This window comes from Sphingomonas sp. BRN-1R, from assembly GCF_057748035.1.
In genome coordinates, this window is sequence record NZ_CM173236.1 from 3,704,604 (window position 1) to 3,730,180 (window position 25,577).

A 25,577-nucleotide genomic window follows, 5' to 3' on the forward strand; every position below is an offset into this window, starting at 1 on the left:
GGCAGGTTGCGCCCGTACTGACGTCAGCAATCCGCTATGAACAATCGACTTCGTCGCCTGTCTCCTTACGGAACGCCGCGACGGATCAGGGTGCGGCTGAGAGCTCCCGTGCAACCTCACCGATCAGTTCCCGCAACCAGCGATGGGCCGGGTCCTGGCGGTAGCGGACATGCCAGGCCATCTCGACCGGGAAGGTGCCCAGATCCGCGGGCGCCGGGAGGATCTTCAATCGGGCATCCTGTCGCAGACGGCGGCAGATCAGCGACGGTAACGTCGCGCAATAATCGGTAACCGCCACCATCTCCGCGACCGCGAAGAAATTGGTCACCGAAATCGCGACGTCGCGCTTGAGGTGCTGTTGCGCAAGCGCCTGGAAAAGGCCGGCACGCATGCGGCCGGGCGGCACGATGCTGACGTGCCTCAGCCCTTCGAACTGCTCGCGGGTCATCGTGTCGCCGATCTGGGGATGATCCGCGCGCACAGTGCAGGCCAGACTTTCATCCATCAGATGCTGGACGACGAGATTGTCGGGCGGATCGACGATGCGGCCGAGCACCAGTGCCGTCGTGCCCGAGACCACCCCGGTCTCGACCAGATCGTTGCCGTAGGGGGTCAGCCGGAGCTTGATGCCGGGCGCGACCTTCTGGAGTCTGGCGACGATCGCGGGCACCATGACGAACTCGACATAGCCATTGGGCGCGATGGTGAAAAGCCGCTCGGCCTGAGCCGGATCGAACCCCTGCTGCCCGAGCACCGCGTCGTCCAGCCGGGCCAGCGCCTCGGCGATGGCAGGCGCGAGTTCGAGCGCAACCGGCGTCGGCTGGATGCCGTACCGTTCGCGGATGAACAACTGATCCTGCATCATCAGGCGCAGGCGCGACAAGGCGTTGGACAATGCCGGCTGCGTCATTCCGACCCGTTCGGCAGCGCGCGTGACGCTCCGCTCCTCCATCAACGCGACGAAGATCGGCAGGAGATTGAGGTCGTAACGCATCCAGTCATGCTGCCAGCATTATATCTAAAATCAAAATAATAAAGTTCTGGAATATGTCTTGTTGGGCCATCTTCCTCTCGTCCGCAGCGCATGCGGCGACCCAACGGAGGTTCAGATGACCAAGACAGTGCTCTTCCTCGGATCCAACGCCACGCAGATCGAACTGCGCGGTGGCGGCTCCGCCACGATCGGCCAGTATCTCAACGAGACGGTGGTGCCCGCGATGGCGCTGATCGACGCGGGCTACGACGTCGTGCTCGCCACGCCCGACGGCACCAAGCCGCACATCGATGAAGCGTCGGACACGGTCGATCATTTCGGCGGTGACGAGGGCGCTTATGCGCGGGCGAAGCGCTTTTTCGCCGATCATCCGGCGATGAATGCGGTGCGCACCTTGCGCTCGGTGATCGAGGAAGGGCTCGACGCTTATGCCGGCGTCTTCGTACCCGGCGGCCATGCCCCGGCGGTCGACCTGATGCAGGACGGCGATGTCGGCACCATCCTGCGCCACTTCCATGCGGCGGCAAAGCCGACCGGGCTGCTCTGTCACGGTCCGGTCGCCGTCGTCGCCGCGCTCGCCGATGCCGCAGCCTATCGGGCGGCGCTGATCGAGGGAAACGACGCGAAGGCTGCCGATCTGGCCAGGGACTGGATTTACGCCGGCTATCGGATGACGGTGTTCTCGGCGAGCGAAGAGAAGATTGCCGAAGCGCACCTGCTCAAGGGCGAGCTCTATTTCGACATGCCCAAGGCGCTGCGGCTGGCCGGTGGTCAGGTGTCCGCCGCTCCGGAGGATTTCGCCGCCAATGTGGTAGTCGATCGCGAGTTGATCACCGGCCAGAACCCGGCTTCGGATCACGCGATCGGCCGGGCGATGATCGAAGCGCTCGGCGGCTCGGCGGGCGCGGCATGAACACGCGCATGACAGGCGGGGCGCTGCGGAAGCACCCCGCCACCGCCTACGTCCAAGCAAGGAGCAACACCATGACCAATCCCGTCAAAGTCGTCGCCGTTCTGACGGCCCGCGCCGGCGCCGCCGACCGCTTGCGCACGCTGCTCGACGGCATGCTCGCACCCAGCCGGGCGGAACCGGGCAACCTGCGCTACGATCTCTGGCAGGACCAGAGCGAGCCCGAGCGGTTCTTCCTGGATGAGCTGTACGCGGACGGCGATGCCGTGGCTGCGCATCGCGCAACGCCGCATTTCCAGGCGTATCTCGCCGCGATCAACGATCTCGCCGAACGTACCGCCTTCGTGCTCGATCACGTGTCGGCATGACCCGTCGTTTCACCCGGTTCAAACCCCTCCAACTCAGCGGGCGCACCTTCGGGAGCCGTATCGTCTCCTCGCCGCTCAACCCGCTGCGCGCCGAGACGCTCTACGGCGGCGGTGCCGAAGGGCTGACCGACAATTCGGTCTTCACCGACGCCGCCGACCGGCCGACCGCCGCCTGACCTTCTTCCACATCAAGCCGCGCGATGCGGCCAGGAGACTTTCCATGACCTTCCTTCGTACCCTGCTGACCGGTGCTGCGCTCGCATCCCTGCCGGTCGTCGCGACCGCCGCCCCCGCCCCCGCCCCCGCGGCACCCGTCCGCAACATCGTCCTTGTCCACGGCGCTTTCGCCGATGGGTCGGGCTGGCAGCCGGTCGCCGAAATCCTCACCCGCGACGGCTATACCGTCAGCATCGTGCAGGCGCCGCTCACCTCGCTCGAGGACGATGTGGTCGCCACCAACCGCATTCTCGATCGGCAGAACGGCCCCGCCGTCCTCGTCGGCCACAGCTATGGCGGCGCGGTCATCACCGAAGCAGGCAACAACCGCCACGTCGCCGCCCTCGTCTATGTCGCTGGCTTCGTGCCGGACGCGGGCGAGACGATCATCGGGCAGATCAAGAGCAATCCGCCTGCCGCGACCAGCATCGCGCCGACCGCCGACGGCTATCTGCTGGTCGATCAGGCCAGGTTCCCCGCCGACTTCGCCGCCGACCTGCCGGCTGGGCAGGCTCGGTTCATGGCGATCTCGCAAGTGCCCTGGAACAGCAAGATCGTCTCGACGCCGATCACCGCACCCGCCTGGAAGAACAAGCCCGCCTATGGGATCGTCGCGACGCAGGACCGCATGATCAACCCGGACCTGGAACGCACCATGTACGCGCGCGCCCATGCGGTCGTGACCGAGATCAAGGGCAGCCACGCCATCTTCCTCTCGCAACCGCGCGCCGTCGCCGACGTCATCGAGCGCGCCGCCCGCAGCGACCGCTAGGCCCAGCACAGAAAGGATCACTGCTGGCAGCGTCTCGATCTCGCCTGGAAAAGATCGGATGGCGCAAACCGCTGCACCCCGGCCGGTCGGGCGCGCTCAAAGCCCGATCTGGTCGAGCGCGGCGGCGAGTTCGTCGTCGATCGTGCCGTCGTCCTTGGGCGCGAGGCGGTTGAGCGCGGTCTGGATGCGTTTCTGCGCGACTTGCAGCGCCTTGTGTCGCACCTCGCGGGTCTGGTTGGTTCGCCACGACCGGCTCTCGCCGAGCAGGGCGGCCCATTTCGCCTCCTCCGCCGCGAGGATCGCGAGCGCGAGGCGCAGACCATCGCGCCGGCCGTGGGCGTAATCGTCTGACATCGGGCACCTCCACACGCGACTGCAACCGCCGACGCTTACCGGATCGCGGGCCGTTTCGACAGACGATCGGCGTTCGGGTAAAGCTGCGTCAGGCCGGTGCGGGTGTTGGTCATCGCGATCGTCCCGTCGCGGCGCACCGCGGCGATCAGCGGGTGGCCGTCGTCTTCGCCCGACACGTTGGCGATCTGTGAGGGCGGCGCATTCTCCTCGGGGCTGCGCGTCGCGACATGGAGTTGCCACACGCCCTGCACATACGGCGCCGCCCGTATGAAGTGGAGCGAGGCGGCGTCGGCGCCCTTGGCCGCGCCGTTGTTGAAGACGTAGAGCGACGGGCGCACCGTATCGAGCAGCACCGCGCTGCCGGCGTTGGCGGTGCCGTGATTGTCGGCGATCATCAGATCGACAGGGCCGATCCGGTCGCGCGGGCAGGCGAGCCGGTCCTCCACCACGCGCGTCGTATCGCCGAGCGCGAGGATGCGCGCTTTGCCCCATTGCAGCACCGTGCCGAGCGATCGGGGGTTCTCGTCCGTACCGATGTCGCCGGTGAGCGCGGCGGCGGCGCAGCCGCTACCGGGCGCGCCCGCGCCCGGTAGCGGCCGGGTGATGATCGCCCCGTCGCTGTCGATCGCGGTCACACGCAGGCCGTCGATCGTCAGCGTTTCGCCCGGCCGCATGACGCGGTGCGGTTTGCCCGCGATCGCCTCCCTATAGCCGGCATAGAGTTCTGCCGCCTGATAGCCGCGCCGGTTGGCGGGCGGCGCGGCTAGCAACGGCTCGCGATTGGCGCCATGGTCGATCACCGTGCCGATCGGGAAGCGGCCGATCAGTTCACGCGCGCCGCCGAGATGGTCGGTATGATAATGGGTGAGCAGCAGGTAATCGATCCGGGACAGTCCGGCCGCCTTGGCCGCGGCGACGATCCGCTCCGCGCTGGTCGGCCCGCCCGCGCCGGTCGCGAGCATGCCGCCGCCGCTCAGCGCGGCGGGCCAGCCGGCGTCGATCAGCATTGCGTGGCCCTGCGGCGTCACGATCAACGTGGCAGCGCCGCCCTCGACATCCACGAAGATGACCCGCAGCGTGTCGTCGGCACGCGCAGCGGCGGCGGTGCCCGGAAGCGCGAACAGCAGGGCCGCCGCGATGCACAGGTGCTTCATCCGCTTCATCTCAGCGCCCCTCCAGCTCGAATGTGACCCGCCCCTCGTAGGCGCCGTGCGCCACCGCCGGTGCGCCGGCCGGGCCGGTCAGGTCGGGCACGTTGAACTTGTTGCCCATCGCCGGAATGGCGTTGAGCAGGCCGAGCGTGCTCGCCGGGAACTCCGGGCTGGTGTTGGGGTGATCCAGCGGTTTCGCGCCGAGTTGCAGGAACGGCGTGTTCGGCGACGGCCGCACGATCAGCGCGAGGCCGGACGTGTCGAGCCGCAACCAGCGCGGATCGGCGAAATAGCCGGCACGCTCTGGCGTCGGCAGCCCCGGCGTGCCGCGCGCCGCGATGTCGTACACGCCGAGCAACGGCCCGCGCAGCCGGTTCTGCCACACCGGCTGCGGCCCGCGCCCGAACAGCCGCGCCTTCGCCACGCTGTCGGGCGCAAGGTCGAAGCCGACGCCGTGATAGAGCATCGGCCCGTCGAGCCGGTAGCGGTACTCCAGCGTCAGAGCGCCGTTCGCCTGCAACGACCAGTGCGCCCGCTCGAACCCGCCGGCACCGGGCGCATCGAGCCACGCGGCCGGTGTGCCGCCCGTCGATGCGGGAGCGGTGCCGGTGGAGACCGTGACCGCTGCGGTCGGCCCGGCCGCGAAACGCTCGGCCTGATAGCCGAGCCGCACGCTGCGCGGTTGCAGCGTGCCGCGCAGCGACGACAGGTTGCGGATGCGGATCGCGGCGACGACCTGCGGCGCGAAGACGTAGCGAAGCTTCTCCTGCGGCGTACGATCGCCCGCGAAGATGGTCCGCCACGTCTTGCCGTCGGGCGAAATCTCGAGCGTGAAGCTGGCCCAGCCCTGTTCGGCCGTCAGCCCGAGATCGACTTCGGCGACATTGGCGAGGCCCGGCTTCGCGGGGGCGAAGGCCGCGTCCGGCTGCGCCGTGGCGACGCTCCACACCGGTTCCGCGCTCGCCGGGCGCGCGAAGACGACGCGCGGGCCATCGCCGATCGGGAAAGCGTGGCCACCCCGGCTGATCCCGCGCAACAGTCCGGTGCGCACATCGAAGGTGGCGACGGTCGCCCCGGCGACCAGCCGCACCGCCTCCGCCGTGCGCTCGACACGCGGCACGGCGCCGCCGCGCGCCACCGTCACCGCCCGCGCAGCCCCCGCGACCGGCCAGGCCCAGGCGGCGACCTCCTCCCCGCCGCGCGTCGCGGTGAGCCGGAGCGCGTCGGCGGTGGCGGGCGGCACGGCGCGCGGCAGCGTCAGCGTACCCGCGTCGTGCGGCGCGATCGCGGGGCCGTCCATGTCGCCCTGCGCCAGCACGCTGGCATCGGTGCGCGCCGCCTGCGGGGCCGGGAAGCGGACCCATTGCCAATGGAAGCGCACCGCGTTTGCGGTTGTGAAATCGTAGCGGTTGGTCAGCCTCAGCCTGCCATCGAACCTCGCGTCGAGCGTCGGCGCGGCGATCTGGATCGGCGACCAGATATCGCGCACCGTGAAGTAGCTCGGCTCGGGCTGATGGCGTGGGCCGACGATGCCGTCGGGCGCGTAGGTCGCGGCAGCGTCGATGCGGCCGCCCTGGTCGGTGCGTGCCACGCCTTCGTCCGCGAAGCTCCAGATGAAGCCGCCCGCACCGCGCGGGGAGGCGAGGATCGCCTGCCAATAGTCGTCGAGGCTGGCCCCCGCGCCGCCATCGTAGAGGCCGTGCTGGAACTCGGTCGGCATGACGAGCGTCGGCCCGTTCAGCCGCCGCACCAAATCGGCGTACACCGGATAATGCTTGGTATCGACGCCGTCATGCGCCTCCCAGGGGTGCAGCACCTTGCGATGCTGCGGGTCGAAACGCGCGTATTCGGGGTCGAGTTCGCGGTTGAAGCCGCCTTCGTTGCCGTTATCCCAGAACAGGATGCTGGGATGGTTGACGTCACGCTCGACCAGTTCGCGCACCAACGTGCGACCGACCTCGGTATCGTGCGCATGCTGCCAGCCGCTCAGTTCGTCGAGCACGTACAGGCCGAGTTCGTCGGCGGCTTCGAGGAAGGACTCCTCCGGCGAATAATGCGACATGCGCACCGCATTCATGTTCATGCTGCGGATCAGCCGCACGTCCGCGATCGAATCGGCCGGATCGAGTGCGCGCCCGGTATCGGGGCGGAAGCTGTGGCGGTTGACGCCTTTCAGGATGATCTTCTGCCCGTTGAGGAACAGCCCCTGCCCTTCGCGCACCTCGAACGTCCGGAAGCCGAAGCGGGTGCGGACATGGTGAACCGCCTCGCCGCCTCGAAACAGCGTCACGTCGAGCGCGTAGAGGTTGGGCGTCTCGGCCGTCCACAGGCGCGGCGATGCGAGTTGGCCGTGCAGCGTGACCATGCCGCTGCCACCCGCCGGGATGGCGGCCTCGAACGGCGCGCCGACCGCCGCGCCCTTGGCGTCGACCACCTGCCCGACGAGCCGGGTGACGGTGTGCGGATCGGCGAGCGTGACGGCGGCGGCGATCGTGCCGCTCGCCTGCGCGTCGATCGCGACATGCGCGATCGCCTCGGGCGGCAACGCTTCGAGCCATACCGGGCGGTAGATGCCGCCGAACGTCCAGTAATCGCCCTTGCGCTCGGCGATGTCGGTGTCGCGCGCGGACGAGCTTTCGCTCACTTCGACCTCGAGGTCGTTGGGCGCGTCGCGCCTGACCAGCTTGGTCACGTCGAAGCCGAAGCGGTTGAAGCCGCCCTGATGCACCGGCCCTGCCGCAACCCCGTTCACCTTGACGAGCGTGTCGGTCATCACCGCATCGAACACGAGCCGGATGGTCTTGCCCTGCCACCCCGCCGGAACGATGAAGCGGCGGTGATAGACGCCGCGATCGGTGGTGCTGCGCGCGCGGTCGTAGCCGTAGAGATAATGGCCGAAACCCTGCTGCTGCCAGTTGGACGGCACGGCGATGCTGGCCTTCTCGCCCGCGCGCATGCCGCCGTCGATCGTGAAATTCCACGGCACCGCGTCCGACGGCCCGGTGCCGCTCAGCATCAGCTTTTGCGTATCGAGCGGGTCCGCCGACGCACCCGACGCCGACGCCGATGCCGCCAGGAGGAGAGCAAAGCCAAGTCCGTACCGCATGCGTCGAGCACCCTCCCCCTGGGCGATTGGAACTGACACGGCGGCGCTCAGCGATCGCTGCCCGAATTTGTAGGACAAGCCCAGGGGGCGGTCAATCACCGGCGGCAGCACCGCGCCGCGTGTCGGCAGCCATGGCTTTTCGCTGACCGAACAACAGGCTATGCCATGCGCCACAGAAGATATGTCGAGGCACGATTGACGCACGTTTCAGCCGATTCGGCGCCGACGCAGCCCGCGCAGAAGGTGCCGGTCGCCACCAAATGGACGGCTTTGTTCACCGCTGCCGAGCGGCTTGCGCGGGTGCGCTCGCTCGACGAAGTGGTCGAGGTGGTGCGCTCCGCCGCGCGCGCGATCGTCGGCGCGCAGGGCATCACCTTCGTGCGTTGCGACGGCGACGCCTGCCGCTACGTCGCGGAGGATGCGATCGCGCCGTTGTGGCAGGGGCAGAGTTTCAAACTGTCGGGCTGCGTGTCGGGCTGGGTCATGCTGCACGGCGAACCGGCGGTGATCCCCGACATCTATGCGGACGAGCGCGTGCCCCACGAAGCCTATCGTTCGACCTTCGTGCGCAGCATGGCGATGATGCCGGTGCGCTCGGGCGCGGTGCAAGCGGCGATCGGCGCCTATTGGTCGCACGTCGGCACGCCCGATGGGGAGGCGATCGACCTGCTCGAACGCCTTGCCAGCTTCGTCGGCGCGGCGATCAGCAACGTGACGTTGCAGCATTCCTTCCAGACGCTCAACCGCACCGGCGCCGACGTCGCCGCCGAGCGCGATCTCGACACGATCGTCCAGCGGATCACCGATGCCGGCGTGGAGCTGACCGGCGCGGAATTCGGCGCGTTCTTCTACAATCTGCTCAACGAGAAGGGCGAGAGCTATATGCTCTACAGCCTGTCCGGCGTGCCGCGCGCCGCGTTCGACAAGTTCCCGATGCCGCGCAACACGCAGGTGTTCGCGCCGACCTTCGCCGGAGAAGGCGTGGTGCGCTCCGACGATATCCGCACCGATCCGCGCTACGGGCACAATGCGCCGCGCAAGGGCATGCCCGAGGGGCATCTGCCGGTGGCAAGCTACCTAGCGGTGCCGGTCATCTCGCAGACGGGCGAGGTCCACGGCGGGCTGTTCTTCGGCCATCACCGCACCGCGCAGTTCACCGCCGAACACGAGACGGTGGTGCTCGGCATCGCCGGCCATGCCGCCATCGCGATCGACAATGCACGGCTCAACCAGCGTTCCGAAAGCGAACTCGCCGCGCGGCGCGAGGCCGAGGCCGCGCTGAAGGATCTCAACGCCACGCTGGAGCGGCGCATCGAGGAGCGCACGCACGAAATCCGCACCGCGTTCGCGCGGCTGGAGGAAAGCGAACGCCGCTTCCGCATCCTGGTCGACGGAGTGAGCGACTATGCGATCTACATGCTCGATCCGCAGGGCCATATCAGCAACTGGAACGCGGGGGCCGAGCGGATCAAGGGGTATGCCGCCGCCGAGATCGTCGGCCAGCACCTCTCGACCTTCTATACCGAGCGCGACCGCACCGCCGGCATGCCCGCGCGCACGATCGACACCGCCACGCGCACCGGCCGGTTCGAGGCCGAGGGCTGGCGGCTGCGCAAGGACGGCACCGAATTCTGGGCGAGCGTGGTGGTCGAAGCGATCCGCGGCGAGGACGGCGCGCTGGTCGGCTTCGCGAAGATCACCCGCGACCTGACCGAGAAGCGGCTGGTCGAGGAACAGCTCCGCCAGTCGCAGAAGATGGAGGCGGTCGGCCAGCTTACCGGCGGCATCGCGCACGATTTCAACAACCTGCTGACGATCATCGGCGGCAACATGGACATGGCGGCGCGGGCGCTCGACGGCGATGGCAGCAACGATCGCGATGCCGCCCGCGCGCGCCGCGCGATCGGCAATGCGATGAAGGGCGCCGAGCGCGCCGCCGCGCTCACCCAGCGGCTGCTCGCCTTCGCGCGCCGGCAACCGCTCTCGCCCAAGCCGCTCGATCTCGACAAGGTGGTGTCGGGCATGTCCGAACTGCTGCACCGCTCGCTCGGCGAGATGGTCAAGCTAGAGATCGTCACCACGCCGGGGTTGTGGCCGGTCGAGGCCGATCCCAACCAGCTCGAGAATGCCCTCATCAACCTCGCGGTGAACGCGCGGGATGCGATGCCGACCGGCGGCACGCTGACGATCGAGACCGCCAATGCGCATTTGGACGCCGGCTATTCGGTCGCGCACACCGAAGTGCCGCCGGGCAATTACGTCGTCATCGCGGTGAGCGATACCGGCACCGGCATGCCCAGGGAACACCTCGCCCGCGTGTTCGAACCCTTCTTCACCACCAAGGAGATCGGGCGCGGCACCGGCCTTGGCCTCAGCCAGGTGTACGGGTTCGTCAAGCAATCCGGCGGGCATGTGAACGTCTATTCGGAGGAAGGCAGCGGCACCGCCGTCAAGATGTACCTGCCGCGCTTCACCGGCAGCATCGACGAGGACGAGCCCGACAGCGCCGAGCGCGGCGGGGAACGCGGCGCCGCCGGCGAGACGATCCTGGTGGTGGAGGACGACGAGGAGGTGCGCGCCTTCTCGGCGGAGGTGCTGCGCGAGCTTGGCTACCATGTGATCGAGGCGAGTGACGGCCCCGCCGCCCTGCGCATCATCGAGCAGCCGGTCGAGATCGACCTGATGTTCACCGATGTCGTGATGCCGGGCATGTCGGGCAAGGAACTGAGCGATGCCGCGCGCGTGCTGCGCCCGGGGCTGAAGGTGCTCCACACCAGCGGCTATACGCGCAACGCGATTGTCCACGGCGGGCGGCTCGACGCGGGCGTCGAACTGCTCGCCAAGCCGTTCACGTCGAGCGACCTCGCCGAACGCGTGCGCGACCTGATCGACGCCGGCAAGAGCATGCGGCTGCTGGTGATCGAGGCCGATCCCACCGTGCGACTGCTCGCCGCGGAGGCGCTGTCGGGCATCGGCTACCACCCCGAACCCGCCGCCACCGCGGGCGAGGCGCTCGGCAAGCTGCGCGCTGCGCAGGACCGCTACGACGCGATCGTGATCGACGCCGACCTGCCCGACAAGGACGGACGCACGCTGCTCGCCGAGATTCGGCAGCTCTACCGCGATGTGCCGGTGGTGCTGACCGACGCCACCGGCGAACAGCCGCCGCTGGGCGACCCACGCGCGGTGTGGGTGCGCAAGCCCTTCACTGCGACGATGATCGTCGAGGCGCTGACGCGGCTGGGGCTGGACGGGCGCGGGCAAAAGGCCACGGGCGGCGCCGGGGCGGCCTGAGCGGTTCAGTTCTCGTCGAGGCGGCGGTCCTCGTCGGCGATGGTGGCGAGTTGCCGCCAGTCGAGGTCTTCCTGCAACTCGAGATATTGGTCGGGACCTATCTCATCCGCGTCGCGCAGCGCATCGAGCCGCTTGCGCGCGGCCAGCACCGCCGCCAACGACAGACCGCGCCGGTGTGCGAGCGGCGCCTCATGCACGCGATCCTGCAAGCGGTTGCGATGTTCGCTATAGGCCTGGCGGATCGCGGCGGCGGCATCGCCCGGCTCACCCTCCAGCCGCGCCAGCGCCGCTTCGACCAGGGCGAGCTGCGCGGCATCACGCTCGCGCTCGGCATCCTCGCGCCGTTCGAGGCGGAGCAGGCGGATCATCGGCGCGAGCGTCGCGCCTTGCAGCACCAGCGTCGCCAGCACCACGGCGAACGCGGTCAGCACCACGAGGTTACGCGCGGGGAAGTCCGCCGGCAGCGCGAAGGCGGTGGCAAGCGTGACGAGCCCGCGCATCCCCGCCCAGCCGATCAGCAACGTCTCCCCGCGTGACACCGGCTCCGGCCCGCCGGAATGCGCGTGGCGCCACACCGCGAACCCACGATACAGGAAGGCGAGCGCAAGCCGTGTGACGATCACGCCCAGCACCACCGCGCCCGCAAAGCCGATCGCGCGGTACAGTTCGGGCGCGGACATGCCGCCGACGATGCTGCGCGCCTGCAAGCCCATCAGCAGGAACGCCAGCACGTTGAGCAGGAACACCACCGTCGTCCACACCGCGTAGGAATGGACGCGCATCCGCGGCGAATCGCGCACGCTCGCGCCCGCCGCGATCGTCATCGCGCTGGCGACGGTGGCGAGCACCGGCGAGAGGTGGAGCCGCTCGGCGATCAGCCATGTCGCGAAGGCGTGGACGAACTGGAGCAACGTGCCGCCGACGGTCGCGTTGGTGAGCGAGGTCATCCGCGACACGAGCATGCCGTAGCCGATGCCGAACACGATCCCGCCCGGCACCGCCAGCGTCAGCCGCAGCGCGGTGCCCGCGTCGATCCCGCCGCGCGCCTGCACCGCGAGCGCGGCGCTGAACAGCAGCAGGGTGGTCGCGTCGTTGAACAGGCTTTCACCCTTGAGCAAGGCATCGACGCGGCGCGGCACGGAAAGGTTGGCGATCACGGCGGTGGTCGCGGCGGCGTCGGGCGGCGACACGATCGCGCCGAGCGTGACCGCGACCGCGAGCGGCAACCCGAAGGCGCCCCAGCCGATCGCCACCACCACGCCGGTGGTGAGCAGCACCGCGCCCACCGCGAACACGATCAGCGGCACCATCAGCCGCCACGCCGCGCGCAACGGGAAATCATAGGCCGAATCGATCAGCACCGGCGCGATGAACAACGCGAGCGCGGTGCCCGGGTCGATCGGGATGTTGGGCGCGCCGGGCAGCGCCGCCACCACGCAGCCTGCCCCGGCAAGAATGCCCGGATAGGGCAGCCGCATCCGCCGCGTCACCTGCAACAGCAGGATCGCGGCGGCGAGCAGCGCGATCAGGCTTTCGAAGAAGCTCATGCCAGCGCGCGGACTTCGGCGCGGCGGAAGCAGTCGGGCGCATGATCGTTGACCATGCCGACTGCCTGCATCCACGCATGGACGATCACCGGCCCGACGAACTTGAAGCCTCGTCCTTTAAGCGCCTTCGACATTGCTTCGGACTTCGCCGTCTGCGTCTCGCGCGTGCCGATCACCGGGGCACCGCTGGCGATGCCCCAGACGAAGGCCGCAAAATCCTCGCCCCGCGCCGCCATGTCGAGGTAAATCCGCGCCGCACCGATCGCCGCGACGATCTTGGCGCGACTGCGCACGATGCCGGCATCGGCCATCAGCCGCGCGATATCGCCCTCATCGAACCGCGCCACCGCCGCCGGGTCGAACCGGGCAAATGCGGCGCGGAACGCGTCGCGCTTGTGGAGGATGGTGCGCCACGACAGCCCGGCCTGAAAACCATCGAGCACCAGCGCCTCCCACAGCGCGCGCGAGTCGTGCAGCGGCACGCCCCATTCGGTGTCGTGATAGGCGATCATCAGCGGATCATCGCCGCACCAGCCGCATCGCGCCCTGTCGCCCATCGCCTGCCCTCTCGCCGGTCGGTCGAGGATGCGCGGATCGCGCGGCGCAAAGCAAGCGGTGACGTTCAGGTGACCGCGCCCTTCATCAGCTGGAATGCCTCGCCCCCGCGCCCGGCAAACACCGCCTTGGCCGAATAGAGCGCGGTGCCGAACACCTGCTTGGCCTCGATCTTCGGCGGCGTGACCAGTTCGTAACGGTCCGTCACCACGTCGAGCAACGCCGGGCCGGGTTCCTCCAGCCATTGTTGCACGGCCGCATCCAGATCGGCTGCCGCCTCGACCCGCCGGCTCCAGAAGCCCATCGCCTCCCCTACGCGCGAGAAGTCGGGGTTCTTGAGATCGGTATAGGCATCGAGCAGCCCTTCGACCTTCTGTTCCAGCTCGACGAAGCCCAATGAGCTGTTGTTGTAGATGCACACCTTGATCGGCAGCTCTTCCTGCACCGCCGTCATCAGATCGCCGATCAGCATGGCGATGCCCCCGTCGCCCGACAGCGAGATCACCTGCCGCTCCGGATAGGCCGCCTTCGCGCCGAGCGCCTGCGGCATCGCGTTCGCCATCGTGCCGTGCGTCAACGAGATCACCGTGCGGTTGCGCCCGGTGGCGGGCACATGGCGGAGCAGCCACACCATCGGCGAACCGCCGTCGGCGGTGAACACCGCGTCCGGCGAGGCGTGGCGGCCGATCGTCTCGGTGAGATATTGCGGGTGGATCGCCTTGCCGCTCTCCGCAACGGCGTGCTTGCGCTCACCCTCCAGCGCCTTCTCGCGGTGCTTGAGACATTCGTCGAGGAAGCCACGCTCCTCGCGCGCCTCGATCAGCGGCAGCAGCGCGTCGAGCGTCTCGCGCACCCCGCCGACCGCGCCGAGATCCACCGGATGGCGGCGGCCGAGATGCGATCCGTCGATGTCGATCTGGATGATCTTCGCCTTGGACGGATAGAATTGCCGCCATGCGAAATCGCAACCGAGCAGCAGCAGCGTGTCGCAGTCCATCAGCGCGTGATAGCCGCTCTCCGACCCGAACACCCCGGTCATGCCGACCACGAACGGATTGTCGTGTTCGAGGAAGTCCTTCGCACGCGAGGTATGCGCGACCGGCGCTTTCAGCCGATCGGCGAGCCGCACCACCTGATCATGCGCATCGTGGCAGCCCGAGCCGCCATAGATCGCCACCTTCTCGCCCGCATTGAGCAGCCCGGCGATGCGCGCGAGTTCGTCTTCGGACGGGATCACGCGCGGCTGCGCGCGGTGGACGGCGAAGGCCGGTTCGTTGGGTGCTGCCGAGGACGACACGTCGGCGGGCACGATCAGCACCGCGACGCCCTTCTTCGACAATGCGGCCTGCGCTGCCATCGCGGTCTTGCGGCGCGCCTGTTCGGGGGTGCGGATCTCCTCGCAATAAACGCTGCACGCCGCGTACACCTGCTTGAAATCGACCTCCTGCGGGAAATCGAAACCGAGTTCGTCGCGCACGATCTGGCTGGCGATCAGCACCACCGGCGCGCGGTTGCGGTGCGATTCGAACAGGCCGTTGATGAAGTGCAGGCTGCCCGGCCCACATGAGCCCGCGCAGGCGGCGAGTTCCCCGGTCAGCAGCGCGTCCGCCCCCGCCGCGAAGCCGCCCGCCTCCTCGTGCCGCACATGCACCCAGCGGATGCCCGAGGTGCGGATCGCATCGGTGACGTGGTTGAGCGTATCGCCCGGCACGCCGTAACAGCGGCGCACGCCCGCCTGCTCGAGCGTTTCGATGATGACCTGCGCGACCGTGTTCGCCATGAGGAGCGGCTCCTGATTTCGTGGATGCGCCTCCAACCCACGAGCCGCGCAGACGCTCCCCCGCACGGGTTGCGCGTATGACGATAACGCGTGCCGGCGATGCAATCGCGCTGCCGCGCTTCACTCCACGAAGCTCGTCGAACGCGACAGCGGTTCCCATTCCGCGATCTCGGACTTCATCGCGGCGAGCTTCTGGTCGACCAGCCCAAGCGCATCTGCACCAAGGAACAATCGTGCCGGAGGACGTTCGGCGTCGACGATCGCGAGCAGCGCATCAGCCGCCTTGGCGGGATCGCCGGGCTGATTGCCGCTCTTGGCCTCGCGCGCGGCGCGGATCGGGTCCATCACCGCATCGTAATCGGCGATGCTGCGCGGGGTGCGCGCCATCGAGCGTCCCGCCCAATCGGTGCGGAACTGTCCCGGCGCGAGCGCGGTGACGTGGATGCCGAACCCCGCCACCTCCTTGCCGAGCGCTTCGGATATCCCCTCCAACGCGAACTTGCTGCCGCAGTAGAACGCGATCCCCGGCATGGTGATGAACCCGCCCATCGAGGTGACGTTGACGATATGCCCGCGCCGCCGTGCGCGCATACCGGGCAGCACCGCCTGGATCATCGCCACCGGCGCGAACACGTTGGCGGCGAACTGGCGTTCGAGATCGTCGCGCGAGGATTCCTCCAGCACGCCCTCATGGCCATAGCCGGCATTGTTGACGAGCACGTCGATCGGGCCTGCCTCGGCCTCGGCGGTGGTGATCGCCTGCGGGATCGCGTCGTAATCGGTCACGTCGAGCAACAGCGGCACCGCGCGATCGGGCGCGAGCGCCCGGAACGCATCGGCATCGCCCGCGCGCCGCACCGTGCCGACGACGCAATGCCCGGCGCCGAGTGCACCCCTCGCAAAGGCGCGACCGAGTCCCGAGCTGACGCCGGTGATGAGAAAGGTCTTGGTGGCGGACATGCCATGTCTCCAGTTGCGTTGTATCTATATCGTGATATAGAATGTTGATGCCGAACGACAAGCCTGTCCAGGTGCGCGGCGACGCCGCCCGCCACAAAATCCTCGACGCCGCCGAGCGCCTGCTCTCTACCGGCGACGCGGACTTCTCGATGCGCGACCTTGCCGCCGAGGCGCACGTCAGCTTCGCGACGCCGTTCAACCTGTTCGCAGGCAAGACCGGCATCATGCATGCGCTGTCGGACCGGCGGATCGACCGCATGCACGCGCTGCTCGCTGCCGATGCGCGCGGTGGCGATGCGGCGGTGCGCACGCTGCATGCGGTGGCGATCGCGGTCGGCGTGATGGTCGCGAACCCGGCGGTCAACCGCGCGGTGATGGCGTCGCTCGGCGCGCCCGGCGCAGTCGCCGGCACGGTGTTCGCCCGCTCGCGCGCGTTCTGGGCGGCAGCGCTTGGCGACGGCGCGGGGTTGCGCGCCAATGCGCTCGCCACGCTGCCCGACAGCCTCGCACTCGTCTTTCGCGGCGCGCTGTCGTTCTGGACTGCGGGCGAGATCGACGACGCCGCGCTTGCCGCTCACGCGCACACGGCAGCGGCGGCGCTGCTGGGGGGCTATGCGGCACCGCGCGCCTGAGCGGGGAACGTCCGGTGCGAACGGCACGTTAATGCCGCAACGCACCCGAACTGGAGACGACGCATGGCGCAGGACGCAATCAGCTTACTCAAGGCCGACCACCGCAAGGTCGAGGACCTGTTCTCCGAATATGAAAGCGCCAAGGGCGCTGCCGCCAAGCGCAAGCTCGCGGAACAGATCTGCCTCGAACTGACCGTCCACACCCAGATCGAGGAGGAGATCTTCTATCCGGCGTGCAAGGGCAAGGTCGAAGGCGATCTGCTCGACGAAAGCTATGTCGAGCATGACGGCGCCAAGGTGCTGATCGCCGAGATCGAGAACGGGAAGCCGAGTGACGCGTATTACGACGCGAAGGTGACCGTGCTGGCCGAACAGATCAAGCACCATGTCCATGAGGAGGAAGCGTTCCTCAAGGGCCTGTTCGCGCAGGCGCGGCGTACCGACCTCGATCTCGATGCGCTCGGCGAGCAGCTTGCCGCGCGCAAGGAAGAACTGGTCGCCGAATATAAGAAGAAGCTGCCGACGCCCGAGGCGCGCACCTTCGAAACCGTAAAGCTGGGTTGATCCGCGCTGGCGGGGTCAGCCCCGCCAGTCGCGCATTGCCGCGTCGTACGCGTCGCGCGCCGCGTCGATCTCCGCCTGGAGCCGGTCGCGGTCGCGCGCGGCGGCGCGTTCGGCCTGCGTACGTTCGCGGGCCAGATCGCGCTCCCGGTGCGCGATGTCGTCCATAATGGCGCGCTGGCGCTCCTCCGCATCCGACAGCGCCTGTTCGGCGGCGTCGAGATCGGCGCGCGACGGTTTCGGCTGCGGTTTGGGCTTGGGTTTCGCGTCGGGTTCGGGCGCGTCCGCCCGCGCCGTTTTGGCGCGCGGGCGGTCCTTTGGCAGCGCGGCGATCTGCTCGGCGGTCGTACCGCGCGAGCGGCGGATGACGACGCCCGGCTGCGCAAGCGGCTCCGCGGTCAATGCCGGATCGTCGACCTGCTCGGCAATGCCGCGCGCGAACAGGTTCGCGTCGCTGCCCCACGCTTCCAGCGCCGCCTTCTGGCTCGGCGCGGCGACATAAGCGTCGTGAAAGCCGATCGGCGTGCGATAGACCTTCAGCGTCTGCTTGCGCGCCACGTCGTGCGCCCGTTCAGCGCCGCAGCCGCTTGTCGTTGGCCTTCACACCGCTCTGGAGCGGCGCGAGCGTGTCGGTCGGCAGCGCGGCGATCGCCGCCATCGCCGCGAGATTGCTCTCGGCGAGCCGCAGCCAGTCCAGCGGCCACAGCGGCTTGCCGCCCGCCATCCGGCCGAACGCAGTTGTGTTGGCGTCGGTCGCACGCTGCACCGCGTCCCCGGCGGCGCTGACCGAGCGTCCGGCTTCGCTGAACGCGCCGACCTTTTCGCTCACCATGCGCTTCAATTCGACGTGATCGGCCGCCAGCGGGTTCTGCATCGCCGACAAGATGGTCGGCACACGCGCGGCGACGACGCGTTGCGCGCCCAGCATCATCTCCATCAGATCGCCGCCCCAGCGCGCGGTGGCGAGCGGCCAGGTCCAGAGCGTCATCGCATTCTCGGCAGTGGAGGGCATGTCGCGTCCTTTGTCATTGCTGCATCGCACAACGCACCAGCCGCGACTTCCGCTCCGGCCGCGTTCGGGCTGGCCCGCTATGCACGACGGGCCGCCTTCGAGGAAGACGGCCCGCACCGGCGTTCGCAGATCAGGAACGTGCGGTCACATCGCTGCGAGCATCTCGATATGGTGCTTCACGACCGGCACGATCTTGGCGGCAACGGCCTTCAGCGGCGCGGCGCGGCCGTTGGCGGCATAGCCCTGTTGCAACGCCAGCGCCTGCTGATGCGCCATCTTCTGCTGCTTGAGGTAAAGCTGGTCGCGCGCGCTGCCCTGCGCCTTGCGGAGGCCGGCGAGATCGCTGGTCTGCTTTGCGGTCAGCTTCGGCGGTGCGACCGTGAGGCGCGCCTCGGTCGCGGCTGCCTTGACGTCGGCGGTGCTCTGCGTGTGGTCCTGCACCATCATGTTCGCGAAATCGTGGATCTTGGCGTTGCGCGAATCCATCATCAACTGCGCGGACTGGATCTCGAACGAGTCGCTCGCGCCCGCCTTGGCGACATAGGCCGTGCTCGACATCGGCGCGGCGGCCATCACGGCGGCAGGCGTGGCGATCATCGCGATCGCGGCAAGGGATTTCAGCATGTCCGGCTCCTTCGGGTACGACCGGTCGAATACCGGTCTTGTGTCGCACGGCGAAGCGTTCGGGCGAGCCCTGCGGTTCCGGCCGAAAAGGAACTGTTTGCCTGATGCAGATCAGGAAACGATCGGCCGACGCGGAAATCTGCCGTTCGGGCGCGCGGCGTGGTGCCGGGTGGCCGCGATCGGCGTTGAAGCGGCAAGGAGATCGCCATGCCCAAAGACACCATCCCCAACCCGCCCGCCGACGCGACCATCGTCAACCCGGAGGTCGACGTGCAGGACGGCAAGATCGGCAATGGCCCCGGCTATTCGGGGCAGGAATATGACAGCCAGGATCATGCCATCCCGCACGCGCTCCACGCCAACGCGACCGGCGGCGGCACCGCGACACCGGGCGTGGACGCGGCGATCCCGCCCGACAACGGCAAGCGCGCATCGTTCGACTACAAGACGGGTGCGGTCCACGGCAGCGGCGCGGGCGCCGGCGGCGGCAACGAAGGCGAGGATTTCGACAGCGACGCGGCAAACGGCGACGGCTATCCGCTGACCGGCGCGGAACAGCGCGAGAAATAGCCGGGAGATGGAGCGGGTGAAGGGAATCAAAAACCGCAATTAACGTGCTGAAAAGCATGAAATTGCCGCACTGCAGCAAAAATAGTGGCCCCATACGGTGGCCCACTCCCTTCACGTAAATCGGGTTTGGAGCACTAACGCGGAAACGAAACTTCTAGCTGGAGCTACGTATAATTGTTGGATGCACCGTAGGCAATTTCCGGAAACGTTATATCGCTTCTGGTCCGTCGCAACCCCGCGTTGGGCACAGTCCGCTCACCTGACAGTCAGCGGCGATGTTTTGTAGAAACGCTCCGAGTCCTTGTCTCGCTTCCCGGCTCAGCCCCCCCCCGGCTGGTCGGTTCCCGATGATCCCGCGGTCCCGCTGGAATGGCAAGGCTTGGGACTTTGCTGCCATTCCATTCAGCGTCGGCCAAGGGCAGCTTCTGTCGAAACTGGACATGCACCTGATGATTGCCGCTCAGCAATGACCCGGGGGAGGCCTAAATTTACGGGAAATTGACCCATGTTGAACTCCCCCTGGCTTTGACGAGCGAGGAATCATGGAGTGTTGGACATGGCGTTATTAAGCGTTATCGGCGATGGCATTTTGCGATCATCTATTCAGGCGGGCCACGCGTGGAGCTTGAAAAGATAGTTCAAATCGATTGTGGCTGAAGTCTCCACGCCAAAAGTGCGTTCAGATGTCCATCGCCGACGGGAGGCCGCCAAGCACAGACCCCTGCTCGGCGACGCTGCACCGGACGCCGCCGCCCTCCGGCCAGCAGAACAGGCCGAGGCTCCGGAAGAGGCGCTCCACGTGCCTGCTGAGCGTCGTCACGACGTTCAGGTCGAGCGCGCCCTCCTCCGTGTAGCAGGCCGCCAGGTCGCGACCGAACAGCGTGATCCAGCTGCCCAGACCGTAGACCGCGAGCCGCTTGGGCAGATCGTCGCCCTCGAACGGCTGCCCCTCGGCCAGGCCGTCCCGATGGCCGACCCAGTCGGCCGCGTGGCCCAGCACCGCGGCCACCGTTTCGAGCCCCGCTAGGAAGGTGTCGTTGACGTCGCTCGGGTCGGTCATTCTCGACCGGGCGAGGGCGATCTCGGCCTTCGCGTGCTCGAAGCTGTCGATCACCAGGTCGGCGTATGCCGCGCCTTGCGCCGGCGATACGAACGCCGCCTGCTTCGCGCTCCAGTAGATCGACGGCGCTCGCGCCACCGCGAGATGCAGCTCGCGGCCCATTTCGTCAGGCTTGAAGGTGGTGTCCTCGCCGAACCGCGAGCTGTTGGCTATGCCCGAGAGCATCGAGACCAGCAGATGAAGGCTCGTCGCCCTCGCGTCCGGGTCGTCGGAAATCCAACCCTCCGCGACGCCTGCGTCAATCACGAGATGTCTTTTGCGCTTTCCGTCGCGCAGCACGGTCACAGGCATCGCGACGCCGGCGCCGTATGCGAGGGCACCGCTTGCGACCGGCGGGAGGTCTGGGTCGCCGCGGTCGAGCTTGGAAAGAGCGTCCGGGTAGTCGGCGGCGATCGTGACGCCGTCCAGATCCTGCAGCGGAATGTCGTGGGACAGGGCGCCGACCACCGCCTGGAGGACGTCGGTGTATTCCTTTGCGAGGACGTCGTCGCCGAAGTCGTGCAGCGTCACCCGGTATGAGAACCGCTCCCACTCGAACTGGCGCGGCACCGCGGGCGCGAACTCGCGTGGCGCCAGCGATCGCGCCTTCTCCGCATCCGCCACCGCCTCGGCGATCCCTTCGGCCATCGCCTTCGCCGGGCCGCTTCCGATCGTCGCCGCGACGCCGTCCTCAACTCGCGAACGCGCGCTGATGAAGAAGCCCTGGCAGGCCGCCGCGGCCTCGACGCCGAACGTCGAGAGATCGACCGGTTCGCTGGAATCGAGGCGCCCCACGAGCATTCGGTCGGTCGATAGCGGGAGCAGGACCAGCGTCGCGTCGGCTCCCCCGGTGAACAGAAGCGTTTCCAGCCTGCCATCGCCGGCCCGGGACAGGGCGACCCCGTCCGGCAGGATGAGGTCCGCTCCAGCTTCAACCGTCCAGGTGAAGCGCGAGAGTATACCCACCCAGCCATGGTCATCGAGCGGCTTCGCGACCATGTCGTTGTGGCTGTCACGCACCATCGTGCCCAGCCCGCCGAACAGCCCCGGCAGCAGCGGCGACAGCACGGCCGCGACGTGCGCGGCGAACTCATCGCCGCGCTCGCGCAACACGAACGTCAGGAGCCGCTCGCTGAACGCCGCCGGGATGCCGGCCGGCACCAGCTTCTGCGCAGAATCCCGGATCGCCTCCGTGACCGACGACGCCAGCGCCGGCCCGGAGAACCCGAGCATCCTCGCAAGGCGCGCCGGGTCCGTAAACAGGCTCTCGATCTCCTGGAAAAGGCTTGTCACGCCGCTCGAAAGGGTCTTTCGCAGATGCGCCGTCCGCATGACGAGGTGGGTGACCGTCCGCGCGGCGTGCTCCGGGTCGATCACGGTTCCCGGATCGGAGAGGCGCAGCTCCTTCACGCCTCGGCTGAAGCTCTTCTCGAACTCGGTGATGGCATCGTCCAGCGTGACCTCGCCGGGAGCGCCCTTGCGGGAGTAGAACCAGTCCTCCACGCCGACGTCGGCGATGCCGACCAGGCGTGCGGGCGAGCCCTGCCGATGAAGCCACGTGCGTTCTGCGCCGTCGCCTGAGCCGTTTGACTCGGACAGGAAGCCGCGCTGCAGAAACCTTGGAACGTAGTGCTGACGCTTTCCCGCCATCGGTAATCCCTCGCTGATCACGCCAATATGGGGTCGCAGGGCGCCGGCAGCACGTCGCAGCACGCGCGAATCTCTCGATCTACGTTGGACGCATCGTTCAATCCATCAGTCGCCAGTGACATCCGGGCACTGAATGTCTCCGGACTTCAGATCCTGTCGAGACGGAACGAGTATCGGCTGACGAGGTCTAGTGCGCGCAGAAGGCCGTCCTGCTCCACGGAGATGTCGCGGCTGGACAGGATGAACAGGGCCAGCCGTAAAGCATCGCCCGCGGGCGAACGGATGAGCTCCAGCACCTCCGCCGTCGCCGAACTGTTTTCCTCCAATATTTCTTCGTCAAAGACGTCCTGCGCCCAGCCGCCGAGCTCGGTCACGTCCGTCGCGTCGATCGATCGAATGCCCCGCGCCAAGATCGACATCTCGGATGTCCTGAGACCCGTCTCCCATGCTAACACGAGAATGAGCGCCCAATACGGCGCAGTTTCCCTGCCCGCCCTGAGGTAGTCGTCGAGGAGGTGCTCCGCGACCGAGACGCGGATCAGCCTGTAGATGTTCACCATGCGCTTCACGGCGCGCGGCGACCGCGACGCGATCGGTTGCATCACCTCGATCAGTTGAGCCTCCTCGACGGTGAGCTTGAGCTGACGGCCCGCAGCCGTCTCCAGTTCGGCTTCGGACGGGCGATGGGGCTCAAGCCTCGGAAAGGCGCCGTGCCGGTCGTCCAGCGGGACCGGTTCGAACTCCTCGTCGTCTTCCTCCTCCTCGGGCCGCTCATCGTCGAGGCGCAGCAGCGACCGAACGTAGTCGACATATGGCGATCGGTCCGTCACGCCCGGTGACAGCGTTCGGACCCAGAACGGTATCTGGAATATTTTCTCCAGATAGTCCGCCGGCGCGATTGCCGCGTCCTCGTTCGCCATGGCCTGATGCTGCGACCTGAGCGCGGATTCGAGCCACCGCACGTCCACCGCCGCCACGACCACGAAGCAGGGAAACGCTAGCATGAGATGGATCGCTTCGAGAACCTGGACCACCTGCTGTTCGCTGCACCGGTCGAGGTCGTCGATGTAGATCACGATGCGCTCTATCCCGCCTCCCTCTCCCGACCGCCTCATCTGCTGGATGATATGGTTGAGTTGCCAGAAGCAGCGTCTGACCGTTCCGAGCGTGCCCAGTCGCCCACGCAGTTCCGTGACGTCCGCCGGATCGCGCAGAAGGTATTCGAGCATTCGCCGGCGGAGGCGACGCGCCGTCCGCCGCCTGCCCGTAGCGCTCGAGTATCGGCGTGCCGCGATCGATCTGCTCCTTCGCCTCGCTCTTGTTCCGCTCGCTTTCCTGCAGCTGCTTCCTGGCCGCGTTCAAGGCAGCCATGCTCTTCGTCCGGGCATCCTCGTATTTCTTTCGGAACAGCGCGGCTCCCCGCAGGAGCGGAAGCACCCGGTTAGCATCGCGTAGCCAAGCGAGGCCATCGTCAGCAGGGCGCCGGGCAACCAGGCCAGATACGGCGCGAGCCTCCCAAGCAACGGCGTCGCGTAGATCGCCACCACGATGCCTACCGCGATGCAGACGGCCAATCCATTGAACGCGATGGACAGTCTCCGGACGCTCGACTGGCTCCTGACCCACGTCCCGGCGAAGACCAGGAGCTGCCGCGTCGGCGAAGCTGCCTCGGCGTATTTCTTCGCGAGTTCGGCGCCGGGCTGGCCAGAATCAACCAAGAGCGCCTGGCGCACGGCGTCGATCGCGGAATCGGACTTCGTCTCCCCTGACCCACCTTTCTTCTTGTCGTCGTCCTCATCGTCGCCCGCGTCCGTCGCGCTGAGCATGTCGCTGAACGTGTCGAGCATGGCATCGACGATGCCGCCGACCCCCTCGGCCTCTGCCTTGGCGTCGGTCACGGCCTTGCGGGCCGACACGATCTCGGCCTCGCTCTCCTCGAGCTTCATCTTCGCCAGAGTCAACGCGCTGGCCTCGCGCCCGACACGCGCGGCTACCTCCTTCACGAGAAGCATGCAGCGCCGTGCGGTAGAAGTTGACTCGGCTATAGAAGCTCTGCTGGGGCGACAGCTGGATGCGATCTGCGGAGGGCATGTAGAACGCCTTGTCACCACCGATGCCAATCTGTGCACCCGTGGCCGCCATCAGGTTTTCCGCGCATGCGATCGTCTCGCGCTCGCCAAGGAATGCCCCACCGCCCACCGACAGCGTGTTCGGCAGCCCTTCGCATTGATCGACATTGAAGACGGTGAAGCGCTTGAGGAACGCGACCTGCCGACGGTGCTCGTCGCTCGTCTGGGTGATCGGCGCGTCCTCAGCGTGCTTGGGGGTGAAGCGATCCGCGTAACAGATCGTGGTGCCACTCTCGCCCTTGCGCACGTTGCCGCCAAGCGCCTGCGCCTGTTTGTAGGTCAGCCACCCCTGCCCGCTGAACCCGCGTTCGAACACGGTCGCTTACAGGACCAGCACGTTGATGCCTGAGTACCGCCGTCCAGAGCCGGCGTTGCGCGGCAAGCCGCTCTCCAGCTTCGATCCGTCCCAGGGCTGTACCCATGGCAGTCGCCCTGCCTCCAGTTCGGCGATGATCCGCTCGGTAACCTCGGCGTAGAGCGTGCCGGCTGGTTTGGTCGCGATGTCCTCGTCATGATCCTCACTCCTGATCACCGCAACCGGCGCCGGAGTGGCGGGGTGGGCGGCAGGAGCGAACCGGCAGTCCCGCTGGAGCGGCGGGCTGCACCCGAAGGGCCGTAATGCAATGAAGGAGCCGGCATTGCCGGCTTGCGACCCGCCGCGGCGGGACTAGAGGGTAGCGACGCCCACCCCGCCAAACCGACGCGCGGTAGCGCGAACGCCAGCCGCGCATGGCGCGGCTGTCCGCCGGGTCGGGCACTGCCCGGCCAATGCGTCAGGATCGTCACGGCGTCAGCCGACGAGACGCAGACCTGCGGCTCGGTGGAGCGAAAAGCGGAGTAGAGCCCGGCCGTGCGCAGCGCGGGGCGCACGCCCCATCACCAACAGCAACAGCAACAGCAACAGCAACAGCAACAGGGGTGTCGAATTCAGCACATGCGAATTCGACCCTGCCGGCGCGCTCATCGTGTGCATAGAGACACCATCGAAGCTCGTAACATGGAATCTGCGCCAACCGGCACGCCAAGCGATCCTGTTACCGTGACGGAGGTGAAGCCGTGACCATCGCCGCCATCCTCGCCTTCACCCGCGCCAACCGCTGGATCGTCATCGGCGTTGCCGCAGTCCTGCTGGTCGCAGCCCTCCTCGCGCTCGCCTCTGCTCAGGCGGGGCCAGCGCGCGCCACGCAGCCGATCAGGAGACGATCCAGCTACAGACCCACGTCATCGCGGCCGACAGCAACGCCTCAGACGCGCGCGTGACGGACACGGTGCGGATCTCGAAACAGGAACAGG

At 67.8% G+C, this 25,577-nt stretch carries 23 protein-coding genes and 1 pseudogene; 9 read left to right on the forward strand and 15 right to left on the reverse strand.

All coding sequences use genetic code 11. The features are described 5' to 3' along the window. Positions 1-85 precede the first annotated feature (85 nt). The gene (locus AC3ANX_RS17260) at positions 86-994 is read right to left on the reverse strand and encodes a LysR family transcriptional regulator (protein ID WP_488334463.1); all 909 of its coding nucleotides are present in this window, start codon (positions 992-994) and stop codon (positions 86-88) included. Positions 995-1,109: 115 nt separating this feature from the next. Here AC3ANX_RS17260 and AC3ANX_RS17265 point away from each other — a divergent pair, with 115 nt between their 5' ends. From AC3ANX_RS17265 to AC3ANX_RS17280, 4 genes are all read left to right on the forward strand, one after another. After that, positions 1,110-1,907 (forward strand): type 1 glutamine amidotransferase domain-containing protein, encoded by a 798-nt coding sequence (locus tag AC3ANX_RS17265; RefSeq protein WP_488334464.1) that lies wholly within the window; start codon positions 1,110-1,112, stop codon positions 1,905-1,907. 71 nt (positions 1,908-1,978) lie between these two features. Continuing rightward, positions 1,979-2,272 (forward strand): putative quinol monooxygenase, encoded by a 294-nt coding sequence (locus AC3ANX_RS17270; RefSeq protein WP_488334465.1) that lies wholly within the window; start codon positions 1,979-1,981, stop codon positions 2,270-2,272. Then, the gene (locus tag AC3ANX_RS17275; RefSeq protein WP_488334466.1) at positions 2,269-2,448 is read left to right on the forward strand and encodes a hypothetical protein; all 180 of its coding nucleotides are present in this window, start codon (positions 2,269-2,271) and stop codon (positions 2,446-2,448) included. Before AC3ANX_RS17270 ends, AC3ANX_RS17275 begins: the two co-directional genes overlap by 4 nt. A 44-nt stretch (positions 2,449-2,492) precedes the next feature. Continuing rightward, complete coding sequence (locus AC3ANX_RS17280; RefSeq protein ID WP_488334467.1) at positions 2,493-3,260, forward strand: alpha/beta fold hydrolase; 768 nt, start codon at positions 2,493-2,495, stop codon at positions 3,258-3,260. A gap of 96 nt (positions 3,261-3,356) precedes the next feature. Here AC3ANX_RS17280 and AC3ANX_RS17285 read toward each other — a convergent pair whose 3' ends face one another. Genes AC3ANX_RS17285 through AC3ANX_RS17295 form a run of 3 tightly spaced genes read right to left on the reverse strand, consistent with a single transcriptional unit; the run spans position 3,357 to position 7,871 of the window. Further along, a complete protein-coding gene (locus tag AC3ANX_RS17285) occupies positions 3,357-3,614 on the reverse strand; it encodes a hypothetical protein (RefSeq protein WP_488334468.1) in 258 nt (85 codons plus the stop codon). Positions 3,615-3,649: 35 nt separating this feature from the next. Next, a complete protein-coding gene (locus tag AC3ANX_RS17290; RefSeq protein ID WP_488334469.1) occupies positions 3,650-4,777 on the reverse strand; it encodes a ComEC/Rec2 family competence protein in 1,128 nt (375 codons plus the stop codon). Between the two features lies 1 nt (position 4,778). Further along, positions 4,779-7,871: a glycoside hydrolase family 2 TIM barrel-domain containing protein gene (locus AC3ANX_RS17295; RefSeq protein WP_488334470.1), complete on the reverse strand. Its 3,093-nt coding sequence runs from the start codon at positions 7,869-7,871 to the stop codon at positions 4,779-4,781. A gap of 165 nt (positions 7,872-8,036) precedes the next feature. On the opposite strand from AC3ANX_RS17295, the gene AC3ANX_RS17300 reads away from it, so the two are divergent. Continuing rightward, positions 8,037-11,165 (forward strand): hybrid sensor histidine kinase/response regulator, encoded by a 3,129-nt coding sequence (locus tag AC3ANX_RS17300; RefSeq protein WP_488334471.1) that lies wholly within the window; start codon positions 8,037-8,039, stop codon positions 11,163-11,165. 5 nt (positions 11,166-11,170) lie between these two features. On the opposite strand, the gene AC3ANX_RS17305 is transcribed toward AC3ANX_RS17300, so the two are convergent. The 4 genes from AC3ANX_RS17305 to AC3ANX_RS17320 all read right to left on the reverse strand — a co-directional run bounded on the left by AC3ANX_RS17305 (position 11,171) and on the right by AC3ANX_RS17320 (position 16,007). Further along, entirely contained in the window at positions 11,171-12,712 is a 1,542-nt protein-coding gene (locus tag AC3ANX_RS17305) for a cation:proton antiporter (protein ID WP_488334472.1), read from the reverse strand. Then, positions 12,709-13,269, reverse strand: coding sequence for a DNA-3-methyladenine glycosylase I (locus AC3ANX_RS17310; RefSeq protein ID WP_488334473.1), 561 nt, complete (start codon positions 13,267-13,269; stop codon positions 12,709-12,711). Before AC3ANX_RS17310 ends, AC3ANX_RS17305 begins: the two co-directional genes overlap by 4 nt. A 65-nt stretch (positions 13,270-13,334) precedes the next feature. Continuing rightward, on the reverse strand, positions 13,335-15,047 hold the full coding sequence (locus tag AC3ANX_RS17315; RefSeq protein ID WP_488334474.1) for a thiamine pyrophosphate-dependent enzyme: 1,713 nt from the start codon (positions 15,045-15,047) through the stop codon (positions 13,335-13,337). 120 nt (positions 15,048-15,167) lie between these two features. Further along, a complete protein-coding gene (locus AC3ANX_RS17320; protein ID WP_488334475.1) occupies positions 15,168-16,007 on the reverse strand; it encodes an oxidoreductase in 840 nt (279 codons plus the stop codon). 47 nt (positions 16,008-16,054) lie between these two features. On the opposite strand from AC3ANX_RS17320, the gene AC3ANX_RS17325 reads away from it, so the two are divergent. Together AC3ANX_RS17325 and AC3ANX_RS17330 are read left to right on the forward strand one after the other, a co-directional pair. Next, positions 16,055-16,639, forward strand: coding sequence for a TetR/AcrR family transcriptional regulator (locus AC3ANX_RS17325; protein WP_488334476.1), 585 nt, complete (start codon positions 16,055-16,057; stop codon positions 16,637-16,639). Between the two features lie 63 nt (positions 16,640-16,702). Continuing rightward, on the forward strand, positions 16,703-17,203 hold the full coding sequence (locus AC3ANX_RS17330) for a hemerythrin domain-containing protein (RefSeq protein ID WP_488334477.1): 501 nt from the start codon (positions 16,703-16,705) through the stop codon (positions 17,201-17,203). A gap of 15 nt (positions 17,204-17,218) precedes the next feature. On the opposite strand, the gene AC3ANX_RS17335 is transcribed toward AC3ANX_RS17330, so the two are convergent. The 3 genes from AC3ANX_RS17335 to AC3ANX_RS17345 form a co-directional block, all read right to left on the reverse strand. Next, a complete protein-coding gene (locus AC3ANX_RS17335; RefSeq protein ID WP_488334478.1) occupies positions 17,219-17,758 on the reverse strand; it encodes a hypothetical protein in 540 nt (179 codons plus the stop codon). A 13-nt stretch (positions 17,759-17,771) separates the two neighbouring features. Then, entirely contained in the window at positions 17,772-18,212 is a 441-nt protein-coding gene (locus AC3ANX_RS17340; protein ID WP_488334479.1) for a hypothetical protein, read from the reverse strand. Positions 18,213-18,356: 144 nt separating this feature from the next. Then, entirely contained in the window at positions 18,357-18,836 is a 480-nt protein-coding gene (locus tag AC3ANX_RS17345) for a DUF4142 domain-containing protein (protein ID WP_488334480.1), read from the reverse strand. A gap of 207 nt (positions 18,837-19,043) precedes the next feature. Between AC3ANX_RS17345 and AC3ANX_RS17350 the strand changes: the two genes are divergently transcribed. Further along, positions 19,044-19,406, forward strand: a complete 363-nt coding sequence (locus tag AC3ANX_RS17350; RefSeq protein ID WP_488334481.1) for a hypothetical protein — start codon at positions 19,044-19,046, stop codon at positions 19,404-19,406. Between the two features lie 679 nt (positions 19,407-20,085). Here AC3ANX_RS17350 and AC3ANX_RS17355 read toward each other — a convergent pair. The 4 genes and pseudogenes from AC3ANX_RS17355 to AC3ANX_RS17370 form a co-directional block, all read right to left on the reverse strand. Beyond that, the gene (locus AC3ANX_RS17355; RefSeq protein ID WP_488334482.1) at positions 20,086-22,218 is read right to left on the reverse strand and encodes a DUF4238 domain-containing protein; all 2,133 of its coding nucleotides are present in this window, start codon (positions 22,216-22,218) and stop codon (positions 20,086-20,088) included. 83 nt (positions 22,219-22,301) lie between these two features. Next, on the reverse strand, positions 22,302-23,384 hold the full coding sequence (locus tag AC3ANX_RS17360) for a P-loop NTPase fold protein (RefSeq protein ID WP_488334483.1): 1,083 nt from the start codon (positions 23,382-23,384) through the stop codon (positions 22,302-22,304). A 129-nt stretch (positions 23,385-23,513) separates the two neighbouring features. Next, positions 23,514-24,167 (reverse strand): hypothetical protein, encoded by a 654-nt coding sequence (locus tag AC3ANX_RS17365; protein ID WP_488337026.1) that lies wholly within the window; start codon positions 24,165-24,167, stop codon positions 23,514-23,516. A 52-nt stretch (positions 24,168-24,219) separates the two neighbouring features. Further along, positions 24,220-24,816, reverse strand: a pseudogene (locus AC3ANX_RS17370) (ArdC family protein); the annotation flags it as partial. Positions 24,817-25,340: 524 nt separating this feature from the next. Between AC3ANX_RS17370 and AC3ANX_RS17375 the strand changes: the two are divergent. Beyond that, entirely contained in the window at positions 25,341-25,544 is a 204-nt protein-coding gene (locus AC3ANX_RS17375; protein ID WP_488334484.1) for a hypothetical protein, read from the forward strand. Positions 25,545-25,577 lie beyond the last annotated feature (33 nt).